Annotated in this window: 12 protein-coding genes; 8 read left to right on the top strand and 4 right to left on the bottom strand. The window is 68.0% G+C overall.

Annotated features, from left to right (window positions below):
• Positions 1–138: 138 nt before the first annotated feature.
• Complete coding sequence (locus ACIBX3_RS36945) at positions 139–1,248, top strand: hypothetical protein (protein ID WP_397125171.1); 1,110 nt, start codon at positions 139–141, stop codon at positions 1,246–1,248.
• Here the strand turns inward: ACIBX3_RS36945 and ACIBX3_RS36940 are convergent.
• Genes ACIBX3_RS36940 through ACIBX3_RS36930 form a run of 3 tightly spaced genes read right to left on the bottom strand, consistent with a single transcriptional unit; the run spans position 1,245 to position 4,044 of the window.
• Complete coding sequence (locus ACIBX3_RS36940; RefSeq protein WP_397125170.1) at positions 1,245–2,393, bottom strand: tyrosine-type recombinase/integrase; 1,149 nt, start codon at positions 2,391–2,393, stop codon at positions 1,245–1,247. The two genes, ACIBX3_RS36945 and ACIBX3_RS36940, sit on opposite strands and share 4 nt — an antisense overlap.
• A complete protein-coding gene (locus ACIBX3_RS36935) occupies positions 2,390–2,590 on the bottom strand; it encodes a helix-turn-helix domain-containing protein (RefSeq protein WP_397125169.1) in 201 nt (66 codons plus the stop codon). Before ACIBX3_RS36935 ends, ACIBX3_RS36940 begins: the two co-directional genes overlap by 4 nt.
• A complete protein-coding gene (locus tag ACIBX3_RS36930) occupies positions 2,587–4,044 on the bottom strand; it encodes a replication initiator (protein ID WP_397125168.1) in 1,458 nt (485 codons plus the stop codon). Before ACIBX3_RS36930 ends, ACIBX3_RS36935 begins: the two co-directional genes overlap by 4 nt.
• Positions 4,045–4,188: 144 nt before the next feature.
• Here ACIBX3_RS36930 and ACIBX3_RS36925 point away from each other — a divergent pair, with 144 nt between their 5' ends.
• The 7 genes from ACIBX3_RS36925 to ACIBX3_RS36895 all read left to right on the top strand — a co-directional run bounded on the left by ACIBX3_RS36925 (position 4,189) and on the right by ACIBX3_RS36895 (position 11,687).
• Positions 4,189–5,031: a GntR family transcriptional regulator gene (locus tag ACIBX3_RS36925; protein WP_397125167.1), complete on the top strand. Its 843-nt coding sequence runs from the start codon at positions 4,189–4,191 to the stop codon at positions 5,029–5,031.
• Positions 5,032–5,467: 436 nt separating this feature from the next.
• Positions 5,468–5,755, top strand: coding sequence for a putative quinol monooxygenase (locus tag ACIBX3_RS36920; protein ID WP_397125166.1), 288 nt, complete (start codon positions 5,468–5,470; stop codon positions 5,753–5,755).
• Between the two features lie 202 nt (positions 5,756–5,957).
• Positions 5,958–7,199, top strand: coding sequence for an ISAs1 family transposase (locus tag ACIBX3_RS36915; RefSeq protein ID WP_397125165.1), 1,242 nt, complete (start codon positions 5,958–5,960; stop codon positions 7,197–7,199).
• Positions 7,199–8,968 carry a reverse transcriptase domain-containing protein gene (locus ACIBX3_RS36910; protein WP_397125164.1) on the top strand — a complete coding sequence of 590 codons (1,770 nt, stop codon included), beginning with the start codon at positions 7,199–7,201 and terminating at the stop codon, positions 8,966–8,968. Before ACIBX3_RS36915 ends, ACIBX3_RS36910 begins: the two co-directional genes overlap by 1 nt.
• A gap of 18 nt (positions 8,969–8,986) precedes the next feature.
• Entirely contained in the window at positions 8,987–9,571 is a 585-nt protein-coding gene (locus tag ACIBX3_RS36905; protein ID WP_397125163.1) for an ISAs1 family transposase, read from the top strand.
• A gap of 147 nt (positions 9,572–9,718) precedes the next feature.
• Entirely contained in the window at positions 9,719–10,636 is a 918-nt protein-coding gene (locus tag ACIBX3_RS36900; protein ID WP_397125162.1) for a hypothetical protein, read from the top strand.
• 730 nt (positions 10,637–11,366) lie between these two features.
• Positions 11,367–11,687: a zinc-binding dehydrogenase gene (locus tag ACIBX3_RS36895; protein ID WP_397125161.1), complete on the top strand. Its 321-nt coding sequence runs from the start codon at positions 11,367–11,369 to the stop codon at positions 11,685–11,687.
• Here the strand turns inward: ACIBX3_RS36895 and ACIBX3_RS36890 are convergent.
• On the bottom strand, positions 11,684–24,664 hold the full coding sequence (locus ACIBX3_RS36890) for a hemopexin repeat-containing protein (RefSeq protein ID WP_397125160.1): 12,981 nt from the start codon (positions 24,662–24,664) through the stop codon (positions 11,684–11,686). The two genes, ACIBX3_RS36895 and ACIBX3_RS36890, sit on opposite strands and share 4 nt — an antisense overlap.
• Between the last annotated feature and the right edge of the window lie 180 nt (positions 24,665–24,844).

Genomic DNA, 24,844 nt, shown 5'->3' with positions numbered 1-24,844 from the left:
GGTGGCACCCTTTCGCATTGGTGAGTGACTAACTGAGTGACTAAGGTGCTTGCCGGAGCCTTGGAGAGGGGCTCATCTTGCTGTGCCGCCAAGGAACGGAGTACCGCCAGTCTCGGCAGTCGTCCCAAGGAGACCGAAGTGACCAAGCTATGGGCGGCTCGCGTCTTTCGGGCGCGTGACACCTACAAGCGATCTGCTTCCGTGGTCATGACCAAGCACTTTGCCGTTGACGATTGGGACGCTCAGATCACCATCGGTGATATCCCCGATGAGATAGTTAAGGCAACTGCCGTTGGCGACGCGGCCATCGGATCCCTTCTGGACGAGTACCTCGTGCCAAAGGGCGCTGATCGGCTTGCTGCGCGGGATGCCTACATCACTGAGCGAGCAGCCAAGTTCCAACTACCGGAGGCTTGGGCTCGGCAAGATGGCCTCTATACGACGCTTACCGTGTCGCGTTCTGTAGAAGTCAAGGTCGCCGACTCTGAACGCGCCTCTTCGATGTACTTCTGGTTTGACCTGAACAGCGCTCTTCGTGCGGCGCAGAAGTCCCAGGAAGAGCGGGATGATCTTCTTGAGCGTCTCACTGGTCTGATCTTGAGGCATCTCGATGCGACTCTTCTCTACGAGACTCTTAGTCCTACAAGGTTCTACTTGGAGGGGACAGGTAAGCCACCATGCCCGATCCCGCGGTTCGAGGTAGGTGTGCTCCAAGTTAGTCGTGGTACGGACATCAGCGAACTAGCGAACTCATTGGATGCGCTGTCCGCTGTCACGAAGATTCCCACCAAGGACGAGAATGGGCTCGTTGGCATCTCGCGGTTCGCCATGGAGCAGATGCGAGAGGGAGATCCTTTCAAGAGATTTCTGTGGTGCTACGCCGGGCTAGAGCTGGCGGCAACCAAGCTTTACGCTCGACTGCGCCCCGGCATCACCGGATCCCTCAGTCTGCAGTCTGCAGGTGCAGCGACGAGTGGAACGGCCGTCACGGAGCTGGTCTGGCCGACACCCCACGATGAGGGGGTAGACCCATGGCGGAGCATCACCTTCAAGTTCTCTGTTCTTGCCCTAGCGCTATCCCCAGAGACGGCCAATAGAGATGTTGAGATCTTCAAGGAGATCAACAAGTATCGCAATCGTATCCACGGAAACCTGGAGTTGCCGCCTAGGCCACCGGTTGAGCAAGCTGTCGATCTCTTCAATCGGTACTACCGATTGTCCGCAGACTATCTCCGGTCTAAGAGCTAATCGCGTGTGAAGATTCGATCCATGGCCTCTGCGCCGCTGAGAAGCACAGGACGGATTTGCTTGCGGTAGACCGCTTCGGTGACCGCCGTCCCGCTGTGGCCGACGAGCCGGGCGATGTCCTCCAGAGGGACACCCGAATCCGAGAGCAGCGAGACGAAGCTGTGCCGCATCTCTCGGGGCGTCCAGTAGTACTTGGGCATTCCAGCATCCTTGACGATCTCCCGGAACGCTCTGCGTACGTTGTGGGCGTCGAGTGGCGTGCCGACGAGGGAAGCGAAGACGAGCCCGTGATCCTGCCACTTGTCGCCTGCCGCCTTCTTGTCCTTCCGCTGTTGCTGTCTGTGTGTCTTGAGTGCTTCTACGCATCGCTTGGGCAGCGCTAGTGATCTCCGTGAGCGCTTGGTCTTGGTGTCGCCTCCTTCGCGTACCGAGCGCCACACGGCGATCCATGGCGGGATGTCCTTGTCCGGGTCGCCGACGAGATCCACCTCCTTCCAGGTGAGCGCCCGCAGTTCCTCCGTGCGGGCACCGATCAGCAGCGAGAGGACGACGTAGGCGTACAGGCGCGTGCCCTCGGTCGCGTTGAGGAGGGCGGTCGCCTGGTCGAGGGTGAGGGACTTGGATGGGCGGCCTTCCTTGCCCTCGGGGATCTCGCAGAGGCCCACGACGTTGCGCTTGACCTTGTCGCGGGCCTGGGCGAACTTCACCGCGCGGTTCAGGCACGAGTGGAGCAGCCGCACCGTGCGGGCGCTGAGGAGCTTGGCCTTGCCGACGAGCCACCGGTCCACGTCTTCGGCGCTCAGCTCGCGCAGCTTGCGCGCGCCCAGGTCGGGGATGATGTGCTTGTCGCACAGGGTTCGGTAGTTGGTGACCGTGTTCTGGTTGCGGCCGTGCAGGCCATAGGTGAGCCAGCTCGTCACGGCGTCCGCCACGGTGTAGTTCGCCGGGCCGCTGGCAAGTCCGTCCTCGTGGTCGCGGATGATCTCTTTGAGCTTGGCCTTGGCTTCGGTCTTGGTCTTGCCGCTGGCCTTCTTGACGATGCGCTTGCCGGCCGGGGTGTAGCCGACCGTCACCGAGGCGATCCAGCGTTGCCGCTTCTCGTCCCAGTGCAGGCCGCCGTCGCCCCGGCTGCGTCGTTCGGTCATGAAGCCTCCTTTTCGAGTAGGGCGATGTAGTCCTCAATGGCTGAGGAGGGGATGAGGCGCGTCCGCCCCTGGGTGACGGAGCGGAGGCGACCTGAGCGGATGAGCTCGTAGATCACGCTCCGGCTGAGGCTGAGCAGGTGCATGGCATCGGTGACGCGGTAGAGCCGCCGATCGTGGGCGGATGGGGCTGGTGTCATCCGTCCTCCGGCTCTGCCGCGATCTTTCGGGCGGTCTGGACGCGCTGCCGGATGTGCTCGGCCATGATGGCTTCGCCAGACGTGTAGCCGATCCCGGCGAACCGCCAGTGCCCGAGCACGAGCGTGGTCGCATCGCTGACGGCGGGTAGGCCGTGACGCTCCCGCGCTTCGGTGGCCCGATGCTGGGCGCGTGCGCTGCGCAGGTCCCCGAGGGTGGTGGAGTAGCGGCGGCTCTTGGTGGAGAAGTGTCCCCGGAACCCGAGCATGTGCGCCCACTTCCGGAGCCGCAGGCCGGTGAACTCCGGTCGCGCGCCCAGGTCCCAACAGGTACGGATCATCCACCGGGCGTGCTCGGTGACCGGCAGGGCATCGAGGTGCAGGCCAGGCTTGAGACCCGTGCCGCGGCACACTCCGCAGGTGGCCATCAGAGTCATCCGCCCACGGCCCGCGCACGCCGAGCAGGACAGGCGATGATCCACTGTCCCGGAGGCTTCCGCGCCCTTGGTGGCGTACTTGGCGATGTAACCGGCTACGGCCCGCTCGCTGAGCCCTTCGGCGCTCGGATCGACCAGGATCGGCCGGATGTCGAGCTGATCGCCCCAGCTCAGTTTCCACTTGCCCAGGGGGCTTGGGGGAGTGGGGAGCCGGACGCGCCGAACGGCGGGCGGACTGGCACGGACCAGCAGATGATGCCCGGCCCAGTCCGGTGGCGGTTCCTGGGAGCCGCCCGGTCCGTCGAGCCGGACGATGGCGTGAAAGTGGATCAGGCCCCGCCGCTGGTACTCGGCGACCTTGGCGAACGACACCCGGACCAGTCGGCTGAACTGCCGTCGGCTCAGGCCGGCTTCACTCGCCAGGCTGCGGCGCACTTCCAGGGCGAAGCGATGCCAGAGCCCGCCCGCGTGCGCCTGCCAGAGCACGGCCCCGACGTAGTCGTAACAGTCCAGACAGAGCGGCTGACCGAGGCACGGATCGTGCGGCTCATGCCGGACACTGCAGCCGATCGGCCGCCCGTGCTCACACACCCCCTCTCGCCTACGCGGACGGCAAGGCTTTCCGTCACGCAGGGAGTGGACGGGCCCGAACGAAGGAGCCGTCAGGGTCACGAAGACCCGAGGATGGCTGCTCACGGTCTCGGGGGTGCCTTTGCCGCCTGACAGTCCAGCACGGATGAGCTGGAACGTGTCGGCGCGGTAGACCTCTGAACAGGAGGGGCAGACCGAGGCGCGGCGATTGCCGCAAGCCACCAGGAGCCGCCCGGACGGCTCGTCCTCCGTGCGGTAACTGTGTAGCACCTCGCCCGTACCCGCATCCACGATCATGGACTCTCCCGTCAGGTGGATCGGGTGAGCGCATCCGCCAATGGCGGCGACCATGGACTTCCACCGCGAGTAGCCGGAATCGTTGACGACTCGCGCGAGATCAGCCAGCCACCCCGGCTGGCCGCCGGTCACTACCTCCTTGCTGCTGATGACAACCTCCTTCGCATCGGCTCCGACTGTTGCTTCAACACGTGCTACGTCTTGGCCCACATCGACATCGCAGCCAAGACGTGCTACCTCTTGTAAAGAGCAAATGTAGAGCGGGAGGTAAAGAGCATGACCGACGACAAGACAGCGGCCCGGTGGCGGGTCATCGCCGACCTACTGCGCACCGACGTGCTGCAAGACCACTACAAGCCTGGCCAGGCGCTGCCAGGTGAGGCGTTCCTCGCCAACGAGTACGCCACTTCGCGCCCCACCATCCGGAAGGCCATCGCCCAGCTCGTCGGCGAAGGACTCCTCACCGTCGCGCACGGAAGGGGCACCTTCGTCCGCCCGACCCCCGACCGCCGGCTCATCCTCCTGGGCGCCGCAGAACGCGAAGATCTTCTCAGCCCGGCCTACGACCCTTCGCGCCAGGGCTGGGAACACGTCACCGTCCCCAGCGACGCAGAGCGTGCCGACTCGCGGCTTGGCCCCAATATGCCGATCTTCATGAGCATAGAAGGCTCAACGGCCGACACCCTGAACGTGCGCCGAGGCCGCATGGGCCTCTACCGCAACGCCCACTGGCAGCACAGCAAGACACACGCCCGTATCCACCTCAGCTCCTACGTACTGGCCGACCAGGTAGGCACCGTCACCACCGACGACGGCCAGCCACGGCTAGAGGATGAGGTCGCGCCCGAGGAGTACTACGCCCACCTGGAGCGCATGCATGGCCCGCTGCGCTGGATCACCAGCGTCCACGCGCAAATGCCATACGGCGACACGTGGGAAGACCTCAACATGGAACCCATCGGAACCCCGCTTCTGATCGTCCGCCGAGTCATGCTCAGCAGCGACGGACGCCCCTTGGAAGTCACCGAGATCGAGGCTCCCGGCGACCGCTTCGAGGCGATCCCAGCCAGCGAAGCGGAGCAGGCCGGGGGCGACAGCCAGATCACCTTCCGAGTTTGATGGGCTCAAAGTTTCTTCACTGGTTCAAGGGCCGAGCCGCCTGCGGCGCCTCGGCCGCGCGTCGGCGGCAAGCTGGCCCGGCTGCGGCTCTCCGGCCGGTCCGGGCCAGCGCCACCCACGCGCTGCTGGCAAGGCGGGGCCCAACGACAAGAAGACCACTGAAGCGATTATCTCACGCATGCCCTCACCGTGCTGGCAGGGCTGAAGCGTTCTCACGTGGTGAGACCCAGGGTTGAAGACGGTGGCCGGGATGGGCGCGGTAAGGGCCGATTGGTCCATCTGGGCATGCGGCCAAGCGAGAATGTGCTCTCATTCAGCGGAGCTCCAAGGCGCGGCGGAGGATCGTCGTGTCCGGCGTGCGCGCACCGATGAGTTCCAGCTCGGTCGACGGTCATAGCCTGCAACGGTCAGTTCGAACCCGGCAAAGGAGCAGCACATGGTAATCGTCGCGGGGCATCTCGTCGTCGACCCGCAACAGCGCGAGCGCTATCTCGCGGACTGCGTGGGCATCATTGAGCTGGCCCGCCGCGCACCCGGCTGCCTCGACTTCGCCATCAGCGCGGACCTGGTGGATGTCGGCCGTATCAACGTCTTCGAGCGCTGGGAGTCGCAGACGGCCGTCGAGGCGTTCCGCAGCAGCGGCCCCAGCGACACGCAACGCGCTGCGATGCTCGGCGCCTCGGTTGCCGAGTACGACGTCGCGGACGCGCGCTCGCTGACCTGAACCGAGTGCGGGCGCCAACTCACCGGCGACATCACGACCGCTGGGGTAAGGCTGCAGGGCTGAAGCGTTCCCGGTTGGTGGGACGCACAAGGGCCTGAGACGGCCGGATGGTCGAGGGCACCCGGGCTGCAGATGACAAACGCGACCCCTCATGATCGTTGGGTGTCTACGCCAGTCGATCAAGAACAGGGGCCGCGTTCGCGTGCCATCATCCCCGATCGACGTGCTCGCCCGCCACCTGGAGCACGTCACCGTCGCCGACCCGCTGACCGATCCGCTCGATCTGCCGACCCTGGCCGAAGTCCTGGACGCCGTCCCCGACCCGCGCAGCCGCCGGGGGCGCCGCTACCGGCTCGGCCCGCTGCTGGCGTTATCCCTGCTCGCCGTACTCGGCGGAGCAACATCCCTGCTGAAGATCACCCGATTCATCGCCGGATACGACCCAGACCTGCTCGCCCGAGCCGGCTTACCCGGCACGCCACGGCTGGCCGCCAGCACCCTGGGCCGGCTGCTCGCCCGCCTGGACGGCGACGCCTTCGACACCGCCACCCGCACCTATCTGGCCTCGCTCGCTGCTTATGCCCCACCCGCCGCCACGAGCAGCCGGCCCTCAGTCCGGACCGAACTCGCCGGCGTGGCCGTGGACGGCAAGACCCTACGCGGCAGCCGCACCCCAGACGGCACGGTCCACCTGCTGGCCGCCACTCGTCACGACCCCCAGATCGTCGTGGCCCAGCGGCAGATCGAGGCCAAGAGTAACGAGATCCCCGCGTTCACACCCCTGCTGTCCGGGCTGGATCTGTCGAGCGTGGTGATCACCGCCGACGCTCTGCACACTCAACACGCCCACGCCCGGCAGATCGTCGAGGCGAGAGGTCACTACCTGTTCATCGTCAAGGGCAACCAGTGCGCCACGAGGCGCTCTGACGCATCCCCGCCAAAGGCGGGACAGACTCGAAGGGAGGTCTGCTGGGTCCGATGGCTTACCTGGAGCCGAAAGGCGAAGGGGACCGAAGCATGCCAGGAAACCGGCGGCCGGGTCCAGGTGCCTGGGAAGGCGCGCCGGGGGACCCGCGCGGTATGGCGAAGGCTCGACTGCTTGAACCCCAATCTCCAGCGGCAGCAATTTACTGCGACCGGAATGGCACCTGAAACCGGTGCCCGCCGTGATCGGGACGTACTGGTTCGTCCTGGTCAACCTTCGCGGCGGGAGCGATGTCCAGCGAGGGCATTGAAGGAGATGAGTGGGGCGCCTGGAGCCGCGCTGAACGTGTGTCAGAGACGAACGTGGGATCACCGTCCCGGCCCTCACCGGGTCGGCGGTGACGGAGTGCTCGTAGTAGTCGCCGGAGTAACGCCCGGCCAAGGAGAGCGGGAGAGCCGCTCACAGGGCGAAGGGGCACAGGTGGAGCGGACACCGATCGATTCGAGGAGGTATGCGTAATGCAGAGCGCCGACGCGGTGCTCGGTGTCCTGCGCGACCGGGGCGGGCGCGGCCTGCCCCCGACGCGACTGTATCGGCAGCTGTTCAACGAACAGCTGTTTCTGATGGCCTACGGGCGCATCTACGCCAACAACGGGGCGATGACACCCGGGGTCGATGGGGCCACACCCGACGGGATGAGTCTGGAGCAGATCCGGCAGATCATCGGCTTACTACGGGCCGAACGCTACCGGTTCGCCCCGGTCCGCCGGGTGCACATCCCAAAGAAGAACGGGACCCTGCGGCCCCTCGGGCTGCCGACCTGGTCGGACAAGCTGGTCGGCGAGGTGGTGCGCCTGCTTCTTGAGGCGTACTACGAGCCACGGTTCTCGGCCAGATCGCACGGGTTCCGTCCCGGACGGGGCTGCCACACCGCGCTCGACGAGATCGCCTCCACATGGACCGGCACGACCTGGTTCATCGAGGGCGACATCGCCGACTGCTTCGGCAGCCTCGACCACGAGGTCATGCTCGCGATCCTGGCCGAACGCATCCGTGACGGACGGTTCTTGGCACTGGTGGACGGCATGCTGAAGGCGGGGTACCTAGAGGACTGGAGGTGGCACGCCACGCATTCCGGCGCGCCGCAGGGCGGGGTGGTCTCGCCGATCTTGTCCAACATCTACCTTGACCGGCTCGATACCTTCGTGGAACACACGCTGGTACCGGCCTGGACCCGCGGCAATGCACGCCGGCAGAACCGGGCGTATGGCAACGTCACCGCGAACATCGGCTACTGGAGACGCAAGGGCGACCGCGCCCGCGTCAGGGAACTGCGCAAGATCCAGCAGTCGATGCCGAGCGTGGACGTCAATGACCCCGGCTACCGGCGGTTACGGTACTGCCGCTACGCCGACGACCACCTGTTGGGGTTCGTCGGAACCAAGGCCGAAGCCGAGCAGATCAAGAACCAGCTCGCCACGTTCCTACGCGAGGAACTGAGGCTGGAGCTCTCCACCGAGAAGACCTTGATCACCCACGCCCGCACCCGCAAGGCGCGGTTCCTCGGCTACGACATCTGGACCCGGCAGGCCGACACCTGGCATACCCGGGGTGGCCGCTCGCTCAACGGCACCATCGCGCTGGGCGTCCCACCCGAGACGGTAGACGCCCGATGTCGTACCTACCAGCGTCACCAGGGCAAACCCCTGATCCGCAACGATCTGATCCGGACCAGCGACTACAACATCGTCGCCGCGTACGGTTCGGAGTATCGAGGCTATGTCCAGTACTACCAACTGGCCGGGAACTTCAACCGGCTCAACAAGCTCCGTTACGTCATGGAGAAGTCGATGTTCTCCACCCTGGCCGCCAAGTACCGCCGCCCGCCGTGGGTGATGCGCGACCGCTACCGGACCACCGTTACCACCCCGTATGGGAAGCGTCGGTGTTTCGAGGCGAAGCTGCACACCCCCTCGGGCACGGTGTTCACCGCCAGGTTCGGAGGCGTTCCGCTGCGCCGCCGCAGGCACGCCCGTCTGATCGACGGGGCCTGGCCCGCGCGGCGGGGACGTCAACTCATCGCCCGGCTGACCGCCGGGATCTGCGAACTGTGCGAGGCGCGCGACGGGATCACCGTCCACCACGTCAGGCGCCTCGCCGACCTCAACCGATACAGCTCCACGGCCGCACCACGCTGGGTCGAGGCGATGCGGGCCATACGACGAAAAACCTTGATCGTCTGTGCCCGCTGCCACGCTGACATCCATCGGCGGTCGAACGCGCAGTAGCACCACTGGAGAGCCGCGATGCGGGGAAACTCGCACGTCCGGTTCGGGGAGGGGCCGCGCGGAGACGACCCTTTAAGGGCATCGCGCCGCGCGGCCTACTCCACACCCACGCTCCTGAGCCGGCTCAAGGCCCTGCCCTGGCGCGAAGCGATCCTCAACGACCGCACCGACGAGCAAGGACACGGCCGCCGCGAGATCCGCCGCATGAAGATCTGCACCGTCCGCCCGGACCTGCCCTTCGCACACGCCGCCCAGGCGATCCAGGTCAAACGCCGCCGCACCGACCACCGCACCGGCAAGACCACCATCGTCACGATCTACGCCGTCACCAGCCTCCCACCGGGACGCATCACCCACACCCAGCTCGCCGCCCTGATCCGCGGCCACTGGAGCATCGAAGCCCTGCACCACATCCGCGACGTCACCTACCGCGAAGACGCCTCCCGTGTCCGGACCGGCGCCGCACCCCGGATCATGGCTGGCCTCCGCAATCTGGCCAGCGGCCTGGCCCGCCTGATCGGCTGGACCAACATCGCCGCCGCCACCGACCACTACCGCAGCCACCCCACCGACGGCCTTCAGCTACTCGGTTTCACAACATGAGAACGCTTTGGCCCTGACCGTGCTGGCTCGCAAATTGTGCTCCAGTCGTACAGAGCCGCATCGGGACAACGGGGACGAAAGTTATGAATAAGTACGTTTCTCGATAAGTTAGCCATCAATCTTCACGCTGCACTAGAGTTGCCTGCATTGCAGGCTCCGGTCGCGAAAGTGATTCCTGTGGCGAAACATCGCAACAACATCCCAGATGAGTCAGACTCTGGCGAAGAAATGTCCAACTCGACACCTGACCTAGTTGCGCGTAGCATCGCCCTCTTTCGCAACACAGGGATCGTACTGGGAGTATTCTTCACCATCTTCATCACTGTCGTTCCTGTTGTGGTCATGGCACTGCGAGTTGCTGTCGCCTCACAAGGACAAAAGGCCCAAGCGGCTGCAATTATTGCGTCCATCGATCTATTTGCCGCATCAATCTCCGTGATGGTTGACCTTGCGGTGGGGATTGTAGGCGCCGTAGTATTCCTAGGCCTTTCCATGAATGATATCCCGAGGCTCATTCTTCCTAATTTGGGTAGAATGGCTGCCATAATGGTCATCCTTTTTATTGGTTTGAATTTGCCCATAGTTCAGGTAGTAGGCAGTGTACTATGTGCTGGCATAGCGCATAGAAAGGTCTATATGGCGACCCATGTCGCCATTCCTGGTAATGATGGGGCGGGGTCGGATAGGTTGGAAGCGGCCGCACGGACATGGGCCATCTTGCTTCTCTCTACTACACCGATGTTCGTAGGCATATTCACCGGAGTATTAGGTCGCCCCGGAGAAATTGAATGGCTGCCTTCTGAATCTATTTCGATAAAGGGCGAAACACCTCGGACGGTGAGCATTTTGCAGGATAATGACCACGTATTAAAAGTGATTGAAAGGAATACGGGCAGGCTTCGCATTGTTCCACAGGGAGACATTACTAGTCGGACCTATTGTGAAGGTGAGGCGAATGCGCCTGCGTTCTTAAGCTATTCGCTGGCCGAACTAATACCAAATGAATCGGAAATTTCCAACTTGAAAAGAAAATCGGAGTCACGGCTGCCAGTGTGTCCCGGCTGATTCTCCATGTCATGGACAAGGGCTTCCCGGCCGACGTTGGCGCGTCGGCCTTATCTCGAAACCATCATCGGATGATCCGGGAAGGTACACCCCTTCCCGGCAGATCCACAGGTTTCGATCATTGCTCCAGTTCCTCCTCAGCCCTGGCTCAACTGCTGCGTAGGTGAACTCAGCGTCATCCCTCCCAGCGTGAAGACGGACTGCTACGCCTTCGACCAGGTTACGGAGTTGAGCGAGCACGTTCTGCGAGAGCAGAGCACGCTGGTCCATGAGTGAGGCGATGTTCCGGCAGATCGCCTGATCCACACTCCGGATCTGCTCGCCAACCGTTGCCATCTCGCACTCACCTCCTCTCGACCCAACAGGTCCACTGCTCACGCGAAGATCAGGCGCCACTGCAGCCGCGCCAATTTTAGTGGTTGGCAAGCAAATAGGCGCGTTCATATCGCCTTGCTGTTGGATGAGGTGAGAGCCCCAGAGATGCCGGACAACGTCTGATGGGACGAGCTACGCTGATGGCGGCCAGACGGGCGTGTATGTCACCGTTCCGCAGGTATGCGGCGTTGACAACGGCGAGATCATCGGAGTGATCGACTGGTCCGAGGCAGCCCAGGGCGACGCCCTTACGACCTCGCTATCTGACGCTTGGACACGAGGAGCATCTCGGCGACGTCGCCGCGAGCGCGGCACGAACGTCGACCTCGACGTGATCCACGCGTGGTGGTTGCGCATGCTTCAGGGGCGGAGTCCCTGGCAGCCCAAACCTCAGAGCAGGGATGGCCGAGGCCGGACTGGGCCGATCGCGCTGTTTTCGCGGAGTTGGCTCGACCGCCGCCGCGCCTACTTCTACAACGTCTGGGCCGGGCGCGGCCTGGCCAAGGGCCGGTTCCGTGCCAGGCTGCGCGCCGATCTCACCGAGGTGTTCCCGGCGCTCCAGCGCGGTGACGTCACGGCCCAGATCGCCACCCAGCTCCCGCTCGCCCGCGTCGCCGACGCCCTGCGACTGGCCGAGTCCGGCACAGTCGCAGGGAAGGTCGTCCTGAACCCCTAGAGAGCCCGATAACTGATGACGAGACCGACGTTGCGCAGGCCAGCGGGATCGCCGTCGGCCACCAGCGTCAGCGGGCCGACCCGCAGGCCCGGGGTGCGCAGCGCCCTGCCGTCCTCCAGCGCCGCCCCCTCCTCGCCGCCGAGCAGCAGGCGGACCTCCTCTCCGCCATCGCGCGAGTACGTCGCGTAGAGCCCGGCGATCTGGCTGCCGGTGATGCGCGGCAGCGCCTCCGCCGTGAGCGGCAGCGTGAGCTCGCCCTCCCCTCCAGAGACGAACTGCTCCCACTCTTCAGGGAACTCGCCCGCGAGGTCGAAGAACCTGGACGCCTGGTACGGCAGGAGCATCCCCTTGACCGCGTTGGCGAAGACCGCGCCGCCCTGCTCGGCGGTGTACTTGACGACGATCGTCACGTCCACGAGATCGCCAGGAGGCAGGCCGCCGGTCTCCAGCCGCCATGCCGACACCGCGCCGGTGCCCTCGAACGGCAGGTACCTGTCGTCGTCGTAGCGCAGCTCGAACAGGCCGTTGTTGTCGCGGCCCGGCTCCAGCCCCGACAGCGCGACCTGCTGCCCTGCCCGCCAGTCGAAGCGCAGGGTGCCGGGCGGCTCGCCTCTGCCGTCCATCAGGTAGCGCACGGCCTTGAGGTCGGCCGACAGGACGGTCTTGTGCCCGAGCTGGGTGAGCGTGGCGTTGACCTCCAGCGGCCCTTCCATGCCGTCGAAGACCACCGACACGGTCTTGATCCTGCGCCGGTAGTGGCCGGGGAAGTCCCGGTCGAACAGCGCCTCGGTGAGGGAGAACTCGCAGCGCCCCTCGGTCTTGAGCCGCAGCAGCCCGACCGCGTCGAGCTCCAGCAGCGACACCCGTTTGACGATCTCCAGGCCGCGGCCGTCGCCCTCCAGGTACGCCTTGGACAGCCGGTCGAGGTCGAGCCCGAGGCCCGCACCCGCCAGCAGGCCGGCCCGCCGGCTGTCCCAGTGGGCCGGCTGGATGAAGGCGTCGGTGACGCCGCGCTCGTACTGGTAGGCGCGCTCGGCCGCCTTGGCGCTCTCGTGGGCCAGGTTGTAGGTCTGGAAGTACAGCCCGCCCAGCCGCCCGGCCATCCACCGGTAGAGCTCGAGATCGGTGAACTTGCCGGTGAGGAAGGTCGTGACGGCCTCGGCGTTGGCGATCTCCTTGTCGGTGATCTCCAGCTCGTGCCGGGCGATCGCGAGGTGCTGCCCGGCCTCGGCGACCCGGTGGCCGAGCTGGACGACGTCGGCCTTGGTCAGTATGAGCTGGTGGCTCCAGTCGCTCTCCTGCCGTTCGTGCTCGGCGTGCAGGCCGTACAGCTCGCCCATCATGCCGAAGCCCTCGCCGAGCGACTCGGAGATCTCGGCGCCCTTGTCGAGCGCCTCGCCGACGTTGAGCCCGCCGTACTCGGTGCCCATGATGAACGGGCCGATGGAGACCTGCGGCGCGACGAACGCCAGGGCCGAGCCGAGCCTGAGCCCGGCGGAGGCGAAGTGCGAGTTGGAGGCGTGCGTCATCATCTCGATCTGCGCCTGCTGGTAGGAGGTCAGCCCGGCGTCGATGAGGTCCTGGAAGTAGGTGACGCGATCGCCGGCTGTCTCCAGGGCGGCCTGTGTCTCCTGGAGGTTCTCCGTCGCGGCCTTGACCTGCGCCTCTCTGACGGCGCGGGCCATGAGCTGCAGCTCGCTCTCCTGCCTGGCCCGCAGCAGCGACAGCTCCTCCCCGTCGCGCCGCTCCAGCACGCTGAGCAGCTCGTCGCCGAGCTGGCGTGCCCTGTCGGCCAGCTCCTGCGCCTTGCGCAGGGTGAAGGTGAAGCGCTGGTGCGGCACCGCCGCGCCCGCTCCGGCGGTGGACGCGCCCGGGGTCAGGCCCGTGGCAGCGCCTCTGACCAGCGCCATCACGTCGGCCGGCGGCTCGAACAGCGGCAGCGGGCGGCTGATGCCGAGGATGTCGAGCGAGGTCCTGATCTTGCGCAGCCGGTCCTCGACCCGCGTCCAATAGTCGCCGAGCACGGTGTTGCCGGGGATGAAGAAGTACGGGTGCGCGACGCCGCCGTGCACGGCGCCCATCCCGTCGAGCATCCGGCCGCCCGCGGTGATCTTCTCGGCGTCCGGGTTGGCGCCGTTGGAGCCGCTCAGCCCGCCGTAGGTCTCCGTGGCCCGCAGCGTACGGGTGCCGATGCTCTCGGGACGCCGCCCGAGCAGGTCGTACGCGAGGACGTAGAGCATCCGCGCCTCGTCGACGCTCTCCATCGTGTACTGGCGGAAGAGCAGGTCACCCCAGTCGAGCAGGTTGTCGATGTAGGCCATCACGACCGTCCGCCGGTAGGCCGAGGGCCGCAGCCCGGCGATGGCGTGCGGGTCGAACGGGTCGTCCTGGTAGGCCTTGAGCAGCGATCCGTGGTCGCCCATCAGGTCGTACTGCCTGTGCAGCCTGGCGAGCAGGCCGAGCTTCTCGCGCAGCGGGTTGTTCTCGGGCAACGCCTCCTCGACCGTCCGCAGCTTGCCCGCGGCCAGCTCGTCGAGGAGCTTGAGCTCGTCCGGGGTGAGCGTGCGGGCCTGCTCGAACGCCGGTGCCATGCCCTCGACGTCGCCGAGCAGCCCGAGGAGTGACTCCTCCGTCCAGCCGGACTCGGCGAGCGCCTCCTGCGTCCAGTCGATCGGGCCGAGGTCGGCCCTGGAGCCGGCGACCAGGGCCTGGACGTCCACCGCGAGGAACGGCAGGAACCTCCAGTATCTGTCCTGCTCCGAGGGGTCGAAGACGTACTCGTACCAGCGTCTGGCGTCCTCGAAGCGCTGGGCGTCGTTGAGCGCCTGGGCGATGAGCATGGGCGCGTGGAAGAAGATCTCCCAGTAGTAACGGCCGTTGGCGCTCTGGAAGTCCAGGTGCGTGCTGGCGGGCACGCCCTCGACGCTGGAGGTCACCTGGATCGTGGTGGGCCCGGAGTCGGTCAGGCTGAAGGCGGGCAGCTCGTCGGTCTCCTGCGCCTGCGGGGCGAGCAGCGCGGGCACGCCGCCGACCAGCAGCCGCCGGTTGAGCTCGTACGCGGTGCTCGACGTGAGCCTGATGATTTCGTGCGGGCGCGCCGCGAACTCGTACGGGCGCATGGTCGCCGCGTCCTTGGCGTAGGCGACGTAGCGGTTCCCCAGGAAGAGGAGCAGGTGCCCGGGGTTGTCCATGGCTCCGGAGAAGTCCGCGCCGAACTCCGGCGGCAGCCCGTGCCAGTTGCCCTCGATGTCGTGGAAGGACTGGGAGGTCAGGGCGCCGAGCTCCTGCGCGGCCTCGAGGACGGCGTACTCGCCGTCGCCGAAGACGTAGCGGTGATCGTCGCGGGAGAAGACGGCCTGGACGAGGTGGTGCAGCGGCTTGGGGTAGTCCGCGTCGATGTAGGCAGGAAGGGGCCCCTTGTCGGGAATCGTGTAGCGGACGTACTCCAGGCCGCTGGTGAGATAGAGGTGGCGGCCGGAGACGTAGGCGGCGTCCACCACGCCGGTCTTGGTGATCGCCGTGGGGATCTTGCCGAGGGCGTAGGTGGACTGGCCGGAGGAGACGGACTTCTGCGTGTGCGTGACGTAGACGTGGTTGACGTTGTCGAAGTAGTACTGGGTCTCCCCGTAGGAGAAGGCCGCGCCCAGCTCCGCCCAGCGCGGCAGGTCCTTGTCGTTGTCCGCAAGCGCCTTGGGGTAGTCCTCGTGGAGCTCCTCGCCGTCGGGGTAGTACCAGACCTGGTCGGAGGAGAAGGCGAACAGCTCGCGCTGGCGGAGCACCACGGACCTGGCCTCCTCCGGCGGCTCCCACTCCTCCTCCTTGCGCGGCTTGGCCGACGGGGAGCGCCGGACGTGGCGCAGGTCGCCGGAGAAGAAGTACTCGGTGCCGTCCGGGGCGGTGAAGGCGCCGTCGAGCCGCTCCCATTGGGGGAGGTCGTCGTTGTTGGCCGAGATGAGCTGGGGGTAGCCGGGCTCGAGCGCGCCGAACGGCTTGTTGCGGAAGCAGTAGTACTGGCGGCCGGAGAAGACGTAGGTGAGCTTGCCCCTGTTCAGTACGGCGTCCACGACGCCCGTCTCGACGAGCGAGTTACCGATCCTGCCCCACACGTCGGCGGTGTTGCCTGCGGTGCCCGTCGTCGTTTCGAGGAACCGCTTGGCGTTGTTGTCGAAATAGTGGGCGGGGCCGTCCTGCAGCCGGAAGCCGGCGTTGAGCTGCGCCAGGTCGGGCAGCCCGTGTGCGGTGCTCGGCAGGTCGAGCACCGGGTCGATGACGGCGTCGGCGGCGAGCGGCCGGCACAGGAAGCTGCCGCCCTTGTGGTCGACGCTGAACCACGGGCCGTCGGCGAAGTCGGCGGGGCTGTTGAAGCGCACCAGGTCCGCCTCGTCCACCTGCTCGGCGAAGATCTTCGACAGCTCGACGGTCCGCGCCCGCTCGGCCGGCGTCTCGACGGCCACCGCGTACAGCTCGGGGGTGAGCGCGTACGCCGTGGACACGGTCTTCGTGCGGTTCTCCGGCGCGGGGACGTCGTAGGAGCAGGACACGACGATCGAGTCGTGCCGCTCCTCATCGCCGACCGGCAGTGTGGCCGAGGCCTGGACGAACAGGCGCACGCCGCTGATCGGCCCGTCCTCCAGCGGGCCGGCCGGGAGCTGCTGGGCGGGCACCCACTCCTTGTTGAGGTTGTAGAAGGAGTAGAAGATGCGCACCCGGTGCTTGGGCGGCGGTGCGGGCCCGTCCTTGACGCCCGTCGTCTCCGGGGGCACGGTCTCCACGGTGGTCCAGAAGACGAAGACGCGGCCGAAGGCGTGCACCGGGTCCACCCGGTCGGCGTCGATCTGCACGTCCACCTTGACCCACGGCTCCCACGTGGCGGAAAGCTTGTCGCCGTCGCGGAACTCGGCGGAGCGGTAGTAGTGGCGCAGCGGCTCGGTCCTGGTGCGGCCGAACAGCACCAGCCGCCTGACGCCCGTCTCCGCGCCGTCCTCGGTGTAGACGTACGCGCCGCAGATCGCCAGCCTGGACACCTCGGTGTACTCGTCGAGGTAGCGCTTGTAGGCGCGCTGCACGCTGTCCTCGGTCATCGCGCCCTGGAGCAGGTCGCTCTCCAGCTCGCGGAAGGCCGGGGTCTTGGTGTCGCGCAGCTCGGGCCTGAGGTAGTTCTCCGGGTAGAGGAAGACCCTCCTGTTGGCCTCCCAGATCCGGTAGTTCTTCAGCCACGACCACCAGGTCTTGATGTCCTGGCGGGCCTGCCCGTTCGAGCCGCTCCGCTCCAGGTCGAGCAGGTAGCGGTGGACGTAGAGCTGGGTGGCGGCGATGGCCTCGCGGACCGGCGAGGTGGCGCCCTCCGCGCCCATCTCCACGTCGATCAGCAGGCGCTCGTACAGCGCGCGCACGTCGGCGATCTCCGGGTGCAGGTGCAGCACGGCCGGTACGAGCGCGTCGCGTTTGAGTACGTTGAGCTCGCCGTGGACGACCTTCGAGACGCCCTTCCACTCCTCGGGGGTGTGCCTGCGCTCCAGCAGCAGCGCCAGCCCGTCGCCCGGATCCTGCTTGCTCCACGCCTCGGTGTAGATCCGCGAGGGGCCCGCGCCGATCCGCGCGGCCACCGCGAACAGCCGGACGAGCTTGAGCACGAACTCGATCTCGAACCGCTCCTCCTCGGCGGGGAACTCCGTGATCAGCCCGGCGTTGCGCTTGACCCAGCGCAGCTCCTCCACGTCCCAGGAGAACAGCTCGGCCAGCCGCCCGTACGGCTCCGCGGCGCCCTGCGCGAGCAGCTCGACCAGGCCGGGGCGCACGCGGGCCAGCTCGGCGAAGCGGGCGATGGTGTGCACGTCAGTGAGCCGGTAGTCCGCCGCGTCCGACCAGCGGTGCGTGAAGTCCTGGGGGAAGGTGCGGTCGAGCGCGTCGTAGCCGCCCGAGTAGCGCACGTACTGCTCGCCCTTGGTCAGGTAGGTGCGCCCGCGCAGGACGAACGCGCCGTCGACGCCCTCCTCGAACACCTTGGGCAGGTCACCCCAGTCGTCCTTGATCGTCCTCGGGTAGCCCTCCTCCACCAGGTCGGGCACGCCGGGCCGGTAGCGGAGGTACTGGTCGCCGCGGAAGGCGTACAGCTCGCCCGCCGGTGAGACGAATGCCGCGTCGATCGCGCCGCCCGCGGCGAACTCGTTGCGGATCCTGCCCCACTGTCCGGTCAGCGGCCGTACGACGCCGCCCTCCAGGTAGTTGCCGCCCTTGAACAGGTAGAGGCGGCCGTCGAGGGTGCGGAAGGCCGCGTCCAGCCCGTGCCCGAACTCCTCGGGCAGCGCCGGCGTGAGGCCCGGCTCGCCGGAGAGCGCGGCGATCGGGCGCGGATAGCCCTCGTCGGCCACGGTGTAGTCGGCGCCCGAGTACCGCACGTACTGGTCGCCGGAGAACAGGTACGTGTGCGGGCCGGTGACGAACGCGGCGTCCACCCGCCGCCTGTCCACGATCGCGTTGCGCACCCTGCCCAGCCCGGCCAAATCGTACGTGGCCGTCCTCTCCCGCGACACGACGTGCAGGACACCGCCGACGACCAGGTACGCGGTGCGGCCGTTGGCCACCGCCGCGTCCACCACCCGGCCGGCCCCCCGGGCGGCGACCGCGTCCTCGAACGTCTCCGCCAGGCCCGCGAAGGGCCGCTCGGCCCGCAGATTGCCCGCGATCGGCTTGGGATAGCCGGGGTCGGCGTAGCGGTAGGCGGCGCCGGTGTACCTGACGTACTGGCCGCCGGAGAACAGGTAGGTCGTGTCGTCGCCGAAGACGATCGCGGCGTCCACGGCGGCGGTGGCGTCGTCGGGGACGAACGGGTTGAGCGACCTGCCCCACCTGTCGCGGATCGGCGCGAGCGGCTCGAAGACATGGTTCGCGTAGCGCGCGTACGTCTCGGTGAAGAAGAAGTAGGTGGAGCCGTCGGCGGCGGTGAACGCAGCCCGCAGCCGGTCGCCGGGCTCCAGGCCGCGGCCGAAGCCGCGCCAGATCCGCTCGATCGGCCGCGGCTGCGACCACTGGCCGGTCTCCTCGCTGAGCTGCACGCACCGCTCGCCGTTGAGCAGCAGCATCGTGTCGCCCTCGAACAGCACGGCGGACGGCAGCGGGAAGTTGTCGGGCGCCTTCCAGAAGGTCGCGTCGGTCAGCGCCGGATGGCCGGGGTCGGGCTCCAGGTAAGGGCCGTGCTCGCCGGTGTAGAGGACGTGCCGCATCGCGCCAGTGTCGTCGGGATGCTCGAACAGGTGGGTGACGCCGTTCCTGAAGTAGGCGAGCGTGACGCTGGTCAGGCCGCCCCAGTGGTCGGCGATCGGCCTGGGCTCGCCGTCGATCGTGTCCAGCGTGCCCGAGGAGTAGACGACGAACTGGTCTCCCCTGAACAGGTACGTCCTGCCGTCCCGGCCGGCGAAGGCCGCGTCCACCGCGCTGTCCTGGTAGATCAGGTTGCGCGGCCGGCCCCACTCCTCGGCCAGCGGGTAGGCGCGGTCGAGCTCGGTGTCGTAGCAGTTGGGGCCCTTGAACAGGTAGGTCCTGCCGTCGGCGCCGGTGAGCACGGCGTCCAGGCCCGAGCGGTACTCCTCCGGCACCGCGCGCAGCGTCAGCGGGTGCGCCTCCGCCGTGCCGGGCGGGCCCTCCAGCGACGCGCGCCGCGTCCAGCGGCCGTTCCGCTCGACGAGGACGGCGCCGTTCTCGACGTACGCGCACGACAGCCCGGCTAGGTCCAGGTCGTCGTAGGCGCGGTAGAGGGTGTCGGACACGACGTGCCACTGGCCGCCCCTGAACAGGTAGACGTTGCGCCGGTCGGCGAAGGCGGCGTCCATGCCGTCCAGCGGCACGGCCAGCGCCGCCATCCTCGGCTCGGTCCGCAGGGCGCTGAGCGGGCGCGGGTAGCCGTTCTGCACGAAGGTGAGGTCGCGGCCGGCGTAGCGCACGTACTGGTCGCCGGAGAACAGGTAGGTGTAGGTGCGGGTGACCTCCGCCCCGTCCACGAGCTCGACGGTGTCCATCACCAGCGTCGCGTCCACCCTGCCGGTCCGCGCGATGATGTTGGCGACGTTGCCCCAGTAGCCGCTCACGCTCGCCGGGAAGCGGTCGTCGGCCTGGGTGTAGTCGCCGGTGGAGTAGCGGACGTAGCGGCCGTCGTCGCCGAAGACGTACGTCCTGCCGTCCTTGCCGATGAACGCCGCGCTCACGCGGCCGAACGGGATGCTGTCCCAGTCGTCGAGCAGCGTGTACGGCTCCGACCACCAGCGGCGCCGTACGTCGAAGACGACGAACCGGCCGCCGGAGAACAGGTACGTCCGGTTGTCGCGGTCGGTGAAGACGGCGTCGATCCGCGCGAAGCCGGGGTCCTTGGCGAGCGTCACCGGCAGGTTCCACCAGTTGTCGGCCAGCGGCCTGGGGTAGCCGGCGTCGGGGACGGTGTAGTCCCTGGTCGAGTAGCTGACGTGGAAGACGGTGTCGTCGCCGGAGACCTTGATCCGCTCGCCCGCCCTGCGGATGGTCAGCACGAGCGAGCGCTCCGCGGTCACCTGCCACGTCGGCGAGGTGCCGGTGACGCGGGCGTCGTCGGGCACGGTGACGCCGTGCTCGCGCAGGCGGCGGCGGAGCGCGGGCGACAGCCGCCCGTCCGCCAGCTCGGCCTCGTAGTCGGCGGGCAGGTCGAGGATCTGCCCGACCGGGCCGAACAGGTGGGTGACGCCGTCCATCACGAACGCGGCGTCCACGCGGTCCAGCCCGCCCCAGTCGCCGGCCACGCCGCGCGGGTAGCCCAGGTCGGCGACCGAGTAGTCGGCCGTGGAGTAACGCAGGTAGCGGTCGCCGCTGAAGAGGTAGGTCATGCCGTCGCGGCCGACGAACGCGGCGTCCACCTTGCCGTCGGTCAGCACGGGCGCGAGCCGGCCCCAGCGCTCGGCGGTCGGCGTGACGGGGCCGGCGCCCGTGTAGGGGATCGTGACGGTCTTCCCGTCCTTGAACAGGTGCACGGTCCCGGCGGCGTCCTGGAAGGCCGCCTCGATCGAGCTCTCGAACCCGGCGGGCACGTCGGCGCGCCACGTCTGGATCCTGAGGGGGTGCCCGTCGGCGACGCGCACGCCGGCGTTCTCGGGGCTGTCGGTGCAGCGCGCGACCTGATCGCCGGCGAACAGCAGGAAGCCGTCCTCGTCCGCGTAGGCCGCGTCGATCCGCGCGGCGCCGTCGAAGGCGTTGCGCACCTTGCCCCAGTGCTCGGCCAGCGGGCGCTCGGTCGTGCCGTCGAACCAGCGCGGGCCACTGAAGACGTGCGTGCGGCCGTCGCGACCGTGGAAGGCGGCGTCCACAGCCCTGTGGAAGGGCTCGGGCAGCGGCGTGTCCCTGCCCTCGCCCTGCCACCACTCGCCGATGGCGCGCGGGTAGCCCTCGTCGGCCACGGAGTAGTCGGTGCCCGAGTACCGCACGTACTGGTCGCCGCTGAACAGGTACGTGCGGCCGTCGGAATCGACGAACGCGGCGCTGATGCGCGCGGCCGGGTCGGCGAAGGTGTTCCTGACCTTGCCCCAGACCTGCGCCTTCGCGCCCCACCTGGTGCCGCCGCGGACCCGGGTGAAGGCGTGCGAGAGGCCGTCCACGTCCCTGCCCACGATCCACTCGGTGCCGTCGGGCTGCGTGAACGCGGCGTCGATCGCGGTCAGGCCCGCGAGGTTGGGCGACAGCTCCTCCAGCGTCCTGCCGCGCGGGCTCTCCAGCGCGTACGTGGCCGCCGAGTACATCCAGTAGTACGTGCCGTGGAACAGGTAGATCTTGCTGTCCCAGCCGGTCAGCAGCGCGTCGAACCGGTCGAGGCCGGGCGGCAGCGCCAGCGGCTCGGGGTACTTGCCGGCCAGATCCTGGTCGCGGAAGGCCAGCTCGACGCCCGTGGCGTTCAGGCCGAGCTTGACGGCCAGCCGCGCGAACCGCTTGATCCGCCGGTAGACGCGCCGCACGTGCGGATCGGCCAGCGCGGCCTCAAGCCCCGCGCCCGGCGCGGCCTGGGCGCCTCCGCCCGGCGCGTCCACGGGGCCGGCGCTCAGCGCGGGCAGGAGCAGCAGGTCGAGCGCGCCGGGCGCGACGGCCCGGCAGAGCACCTCGACGACGTCGGCGGGCACGCCGAAGCCGTCCTCCAGCACGCTCAGGACCGCGTCGTGCTGCGCCGTCGCCAGCTCCTCCACCCTGCCGGTGATCTCGGCCAGCGCGGCGGCGGTCTCCTTGGCGGTCTGGTGCAGGAGGAAGAAGACGTCCTTGGCGTAGTCCTCCAGCCCCGGCAGCTTGAAGTCCAGCGCGTTGGTGACCGTGGCGAAGTGGCGCACCCGGCTCTGCGGCACGCCGAGCGCGTCGTCCAGGTGCCCGTCCTCGACGAGCATCGCCACGAGCTGCCCGCGCTCCTCGTCGGTGAAGCCGAGCTCGGTCAGCGGCGCCGTGTCCAGCCGGTACGGGAGCTGCGCCTCCAGGATCGCGGCAATGCGGCCGCGTACCAGCTCGCTGTCACCCTCGGTGAAACCGTCGCCCAGGGCGAAGCCGCTCTCGGGGCCGGTGAACAGCTCGCGGGCCTCCTCGCGCACCCGGCCCTGCTCGGTGATCTCGACCTCCAGCCGGTCGAGGACCCGCCCGGCCATCGCCTCGTCGGCGACCTGGACGAAGTCGTCGGGGGTGAAGGTGTACCGCTCGATGCGGACGGCCGCGATCTGGTCGCGGATCGCCTCCATGATCGCCCGGCGCATCGGATAAAGCTCCAGCGGCAGGGCGACGTCCTGGGCCGTGAGCGCAGCGACGTGGTCGGTGTAGACGTCGTCCTTGCCGATCACGCCGTTGAAGCGCAGACCGTCGATGAGCATGGCGAGCTGCGCCTCCGTCAGCCCGGTGAAGACGCCAGGATCGATGACGATCTGCGCGGTGCGGAACTGCCTGACCCGCCCGCGCAGCACCTCCAGCACGTCCGCCTCGACCTCCTGGAGATCGGCCGAGGCGGAGAACTGCTCGGCGTTGGCGAGGTCGGCGAAGAAGTCAGGGCTGAGCACCTGACCCTCCTCGTCGATCCAGCCGTTGTAGAGCAGGTTGTCGTACAGCTCGGCCTGCTCGGCCCAGGGCCGGTCGGGGAACAGCTCGGTCAGGTCGGCGGGATAGAAGGCGTCTTCGGCCTCCGCGATCGCCTCAAACAGCGGCGCCGACAGCTCGCCGTAGTCCTTCGCCAGGGTCAGCCCGCCGGGCGGCGTCTCGGCGACGAGCAGCCCGTCGGCGTCGAGCACCCCGGCCAGCACGAGGTTGGTGAAGATCTTCTCGGCCACCGGCCCCTCCAGCCCGAGGCCGAGGAAGTCCTCCGGGGACAGCACCGCCAGCTCGGTGACCGCGCGGTACGCGGCGGCGGCGACGACACCGGGCTCGGGCCGCAGCAGCCGGGCGTCACGCGGCGAGACGACACCGTCGTCGTAGGCGGACAGCACGTCGTGCACGACCTGCGCGCTCCGCTCGTCGAACCGCTCGGACACCAGCGCCCCGGGCGACAGGGCGACGCCCTCGAACCTGTCCCGCAGTCCGTCGAGCAGGGCGAGCTGCTCCTCCTCCGGCTCCGGCGCGCCCGGCTCACCCAGGATCCTGGCCAGCTCCTCGATGCCGAAGCCGGACTCGCGCATCCAGGCGTTGACGGCGACCAGCGTCTGCAGCAGCCACAGACCGGCGCGCGGATCGTCGCCCGCGAGGATGCGGTGACAGTCGCCGCTGCCCGGGTCCAGCACCCGCAGCACGGGGAAGGTCGTGTACCGGCGCAGCGCCGGATCCGCCTCCAGCGCCCCCAGCAGGGAGAACAGCTCCTCCGCTGAGACGCCGAGCGCCGACAGCAGCAGGCCCGCGCGGTGCAGCGCCGACAGCGCGGGCAGGCCGATCCCGCGGTCGAACGGGCTCTCCTCCAGCGGGCCGTCGAACCGGGCGCGGTAGCGGCGCACGACCTCGACGATGTCGGACTCGGCCACGTCCAGGGCGAGCGCCAGGTGCAGGCGGTAGTCGCGGTTCTGCGGCGCGAGCAGGTCTCCGGCGGGCGGCGGCACGTCGTCCACGGCCGGCGGGAGCGCGCGGGAGGTCAGCGCCGCGATCGTGGCGAACGGCAGGCCGTGCGCCCGGTGCAGGTGCACGGCGACCGCGAGCGGCCGTAACGCGGCGACGTCGAGCTTGCCGCCGCAGCACGAGGTCAGCAGCAGGTCCAGGTCGGTGAAGGACAGCCCGGTACGCCGTGCCAGCCGGACGAACCGGCTCGCGCGGTCGAACCAGGCCGCGGGGATCGGCTCGTCGGAGTCCGCGACCAGCGTGCGATCGTCGTCGTCCACCCGTACGACGGGGCCGCCCGCGTGCACGAAGAACGTCGCGGGCGAGCGCTCCATGAGCGGGTCCTGGTAGAGCAGCTCGCGCAGCTCGGCGCCGGTCATCGACGCGGCGGTAAGGAACGTTCCGACGTCCCGCAGGTCGGTGAGCGGCCTGCCGTACACCTCGGCGATGCCCGCCGCGGTGGCGCGTACGGTGGTGATGACCTCGACGTCCTTGGGCGACAGCCCGAGGCAGGCGCGCGCGAGCCCGTCGCGGTCGGCCTCCGCGGCGAACAGCCCGGCGAACTCGACCGGGTCCACCCCGAGATGGCGCAGGTAGGTGACCACTCTGGCGTGCTTCAGCGAGAACGGCAGCGCGAACGGATGGTTGAGCTTCTCGAGCTCCTCGTAGGGCCGCCCCTCCACGAGCCCTTCGAGCACCCTGATGACGACGTCGAGATACGGCGTGAGCGTGAAGGTGTTGTCGTTGTCGAGCGGGATGTCCTCCAGGTCGGGCCTGCGCTCCAGGATCGAGTCCTCGCCGAACGCGTCGTGCAGCAGCTTGAGCAGGTCTGTCAGATAGGCGGCCGGCGAGTACACCGACCTGGCATGATCCCCCTCACGTAGATCGAGTTCGCCGAAGAGCCGTTCGTAATCGGGCATCCTGGAATCGCTGCTCACGCGGCACGTCCCCCCTTGAAAAGAGTCCCCCGACTCCACCCCGACCTGTCCCCCCGAATCGGGCCGACTCATGCTCCCTTATCGCGGCGGGAAGTGACATACGCCGAAAAGGTGACAAAACCGGACCAGGCCCGGAGGTGCCTCAGGTCATTGACCGGCCTG

The organism is Nonomuraea sp. NPDC049480 (assembly GCF_044465905.1).
Taxonomy (GTDB): Bacteria; Actinomycetota; Actinomycetes; order Streptosporangiales; family Streptosporangiaceae; genus Nonomuraea.
The sequence above is the reverse complement of the archived record's forward strand: the minus strand, read 5'-3'. Positions and strand labels throughout refer to the sequence as shown.

Bases quoted from the DNA above. Each gene is read 5' to 3' on its own strand.
- ACIBX3_RS36940 (WP_397125170.1), bottom strand. From the start codon at position 2,393: ATGACCGAACGACGCAGCCGGGGCGACGGCGGCCTGCACTGGGACGAG.
- ACIBX3_RS36935 (WP_397125169.1), bottom strand. From the start codon at position 2,590: ATGACACCAGCCCCATCCGCCCACGATCGGCGGCTCTACCGCGTCACC.
- ACIBX3_RS36925 (WP_397125167.1), top strand. From the start codon at position 4,189: ATGACCGACGACAAGACAGCGGCCCGGTGGCGGGTCATCGCCGACCTA.
- ACIBX3_RS36920 (WP_397125166.1), top strand. From the start codon at position 5,468: ATGGTAATCGTCGCGGGGCATCTCGTCGTCGACCCGCAACAGCGCGAG.
- ACIBX3_RS36910 (WP_397125164.1), top strand. From the start codon at position 7,199: ATGCAGAGCGCCGACGCGGTGCTCGGTGTCCTGCGCGACCGGGGCGGG.
- ACIBX3_RS36905 (WP_397125163.1), top strand. From the start codon at position 8,987: ATGCGGGGAAACTCGCACGTCCGGTTCGGGGAGGGGCCGCGCGGAGAC.
- ACIBX3_RS36895 (WP_397125161.1), top strand. From the start codon at position 11,367: ATGCTTCAGGGGCGGAGTCCCTGGCAGCCCAAACCTCAGAGCAGGGAT.
- ACIBX3_RS36890 (WP_397125160.1), bottom strand. From the start codon at position 24,664: ATGCCCGATTACGAACGGCTCTTCGGCGAACTCGATCTACGTGAGGGG.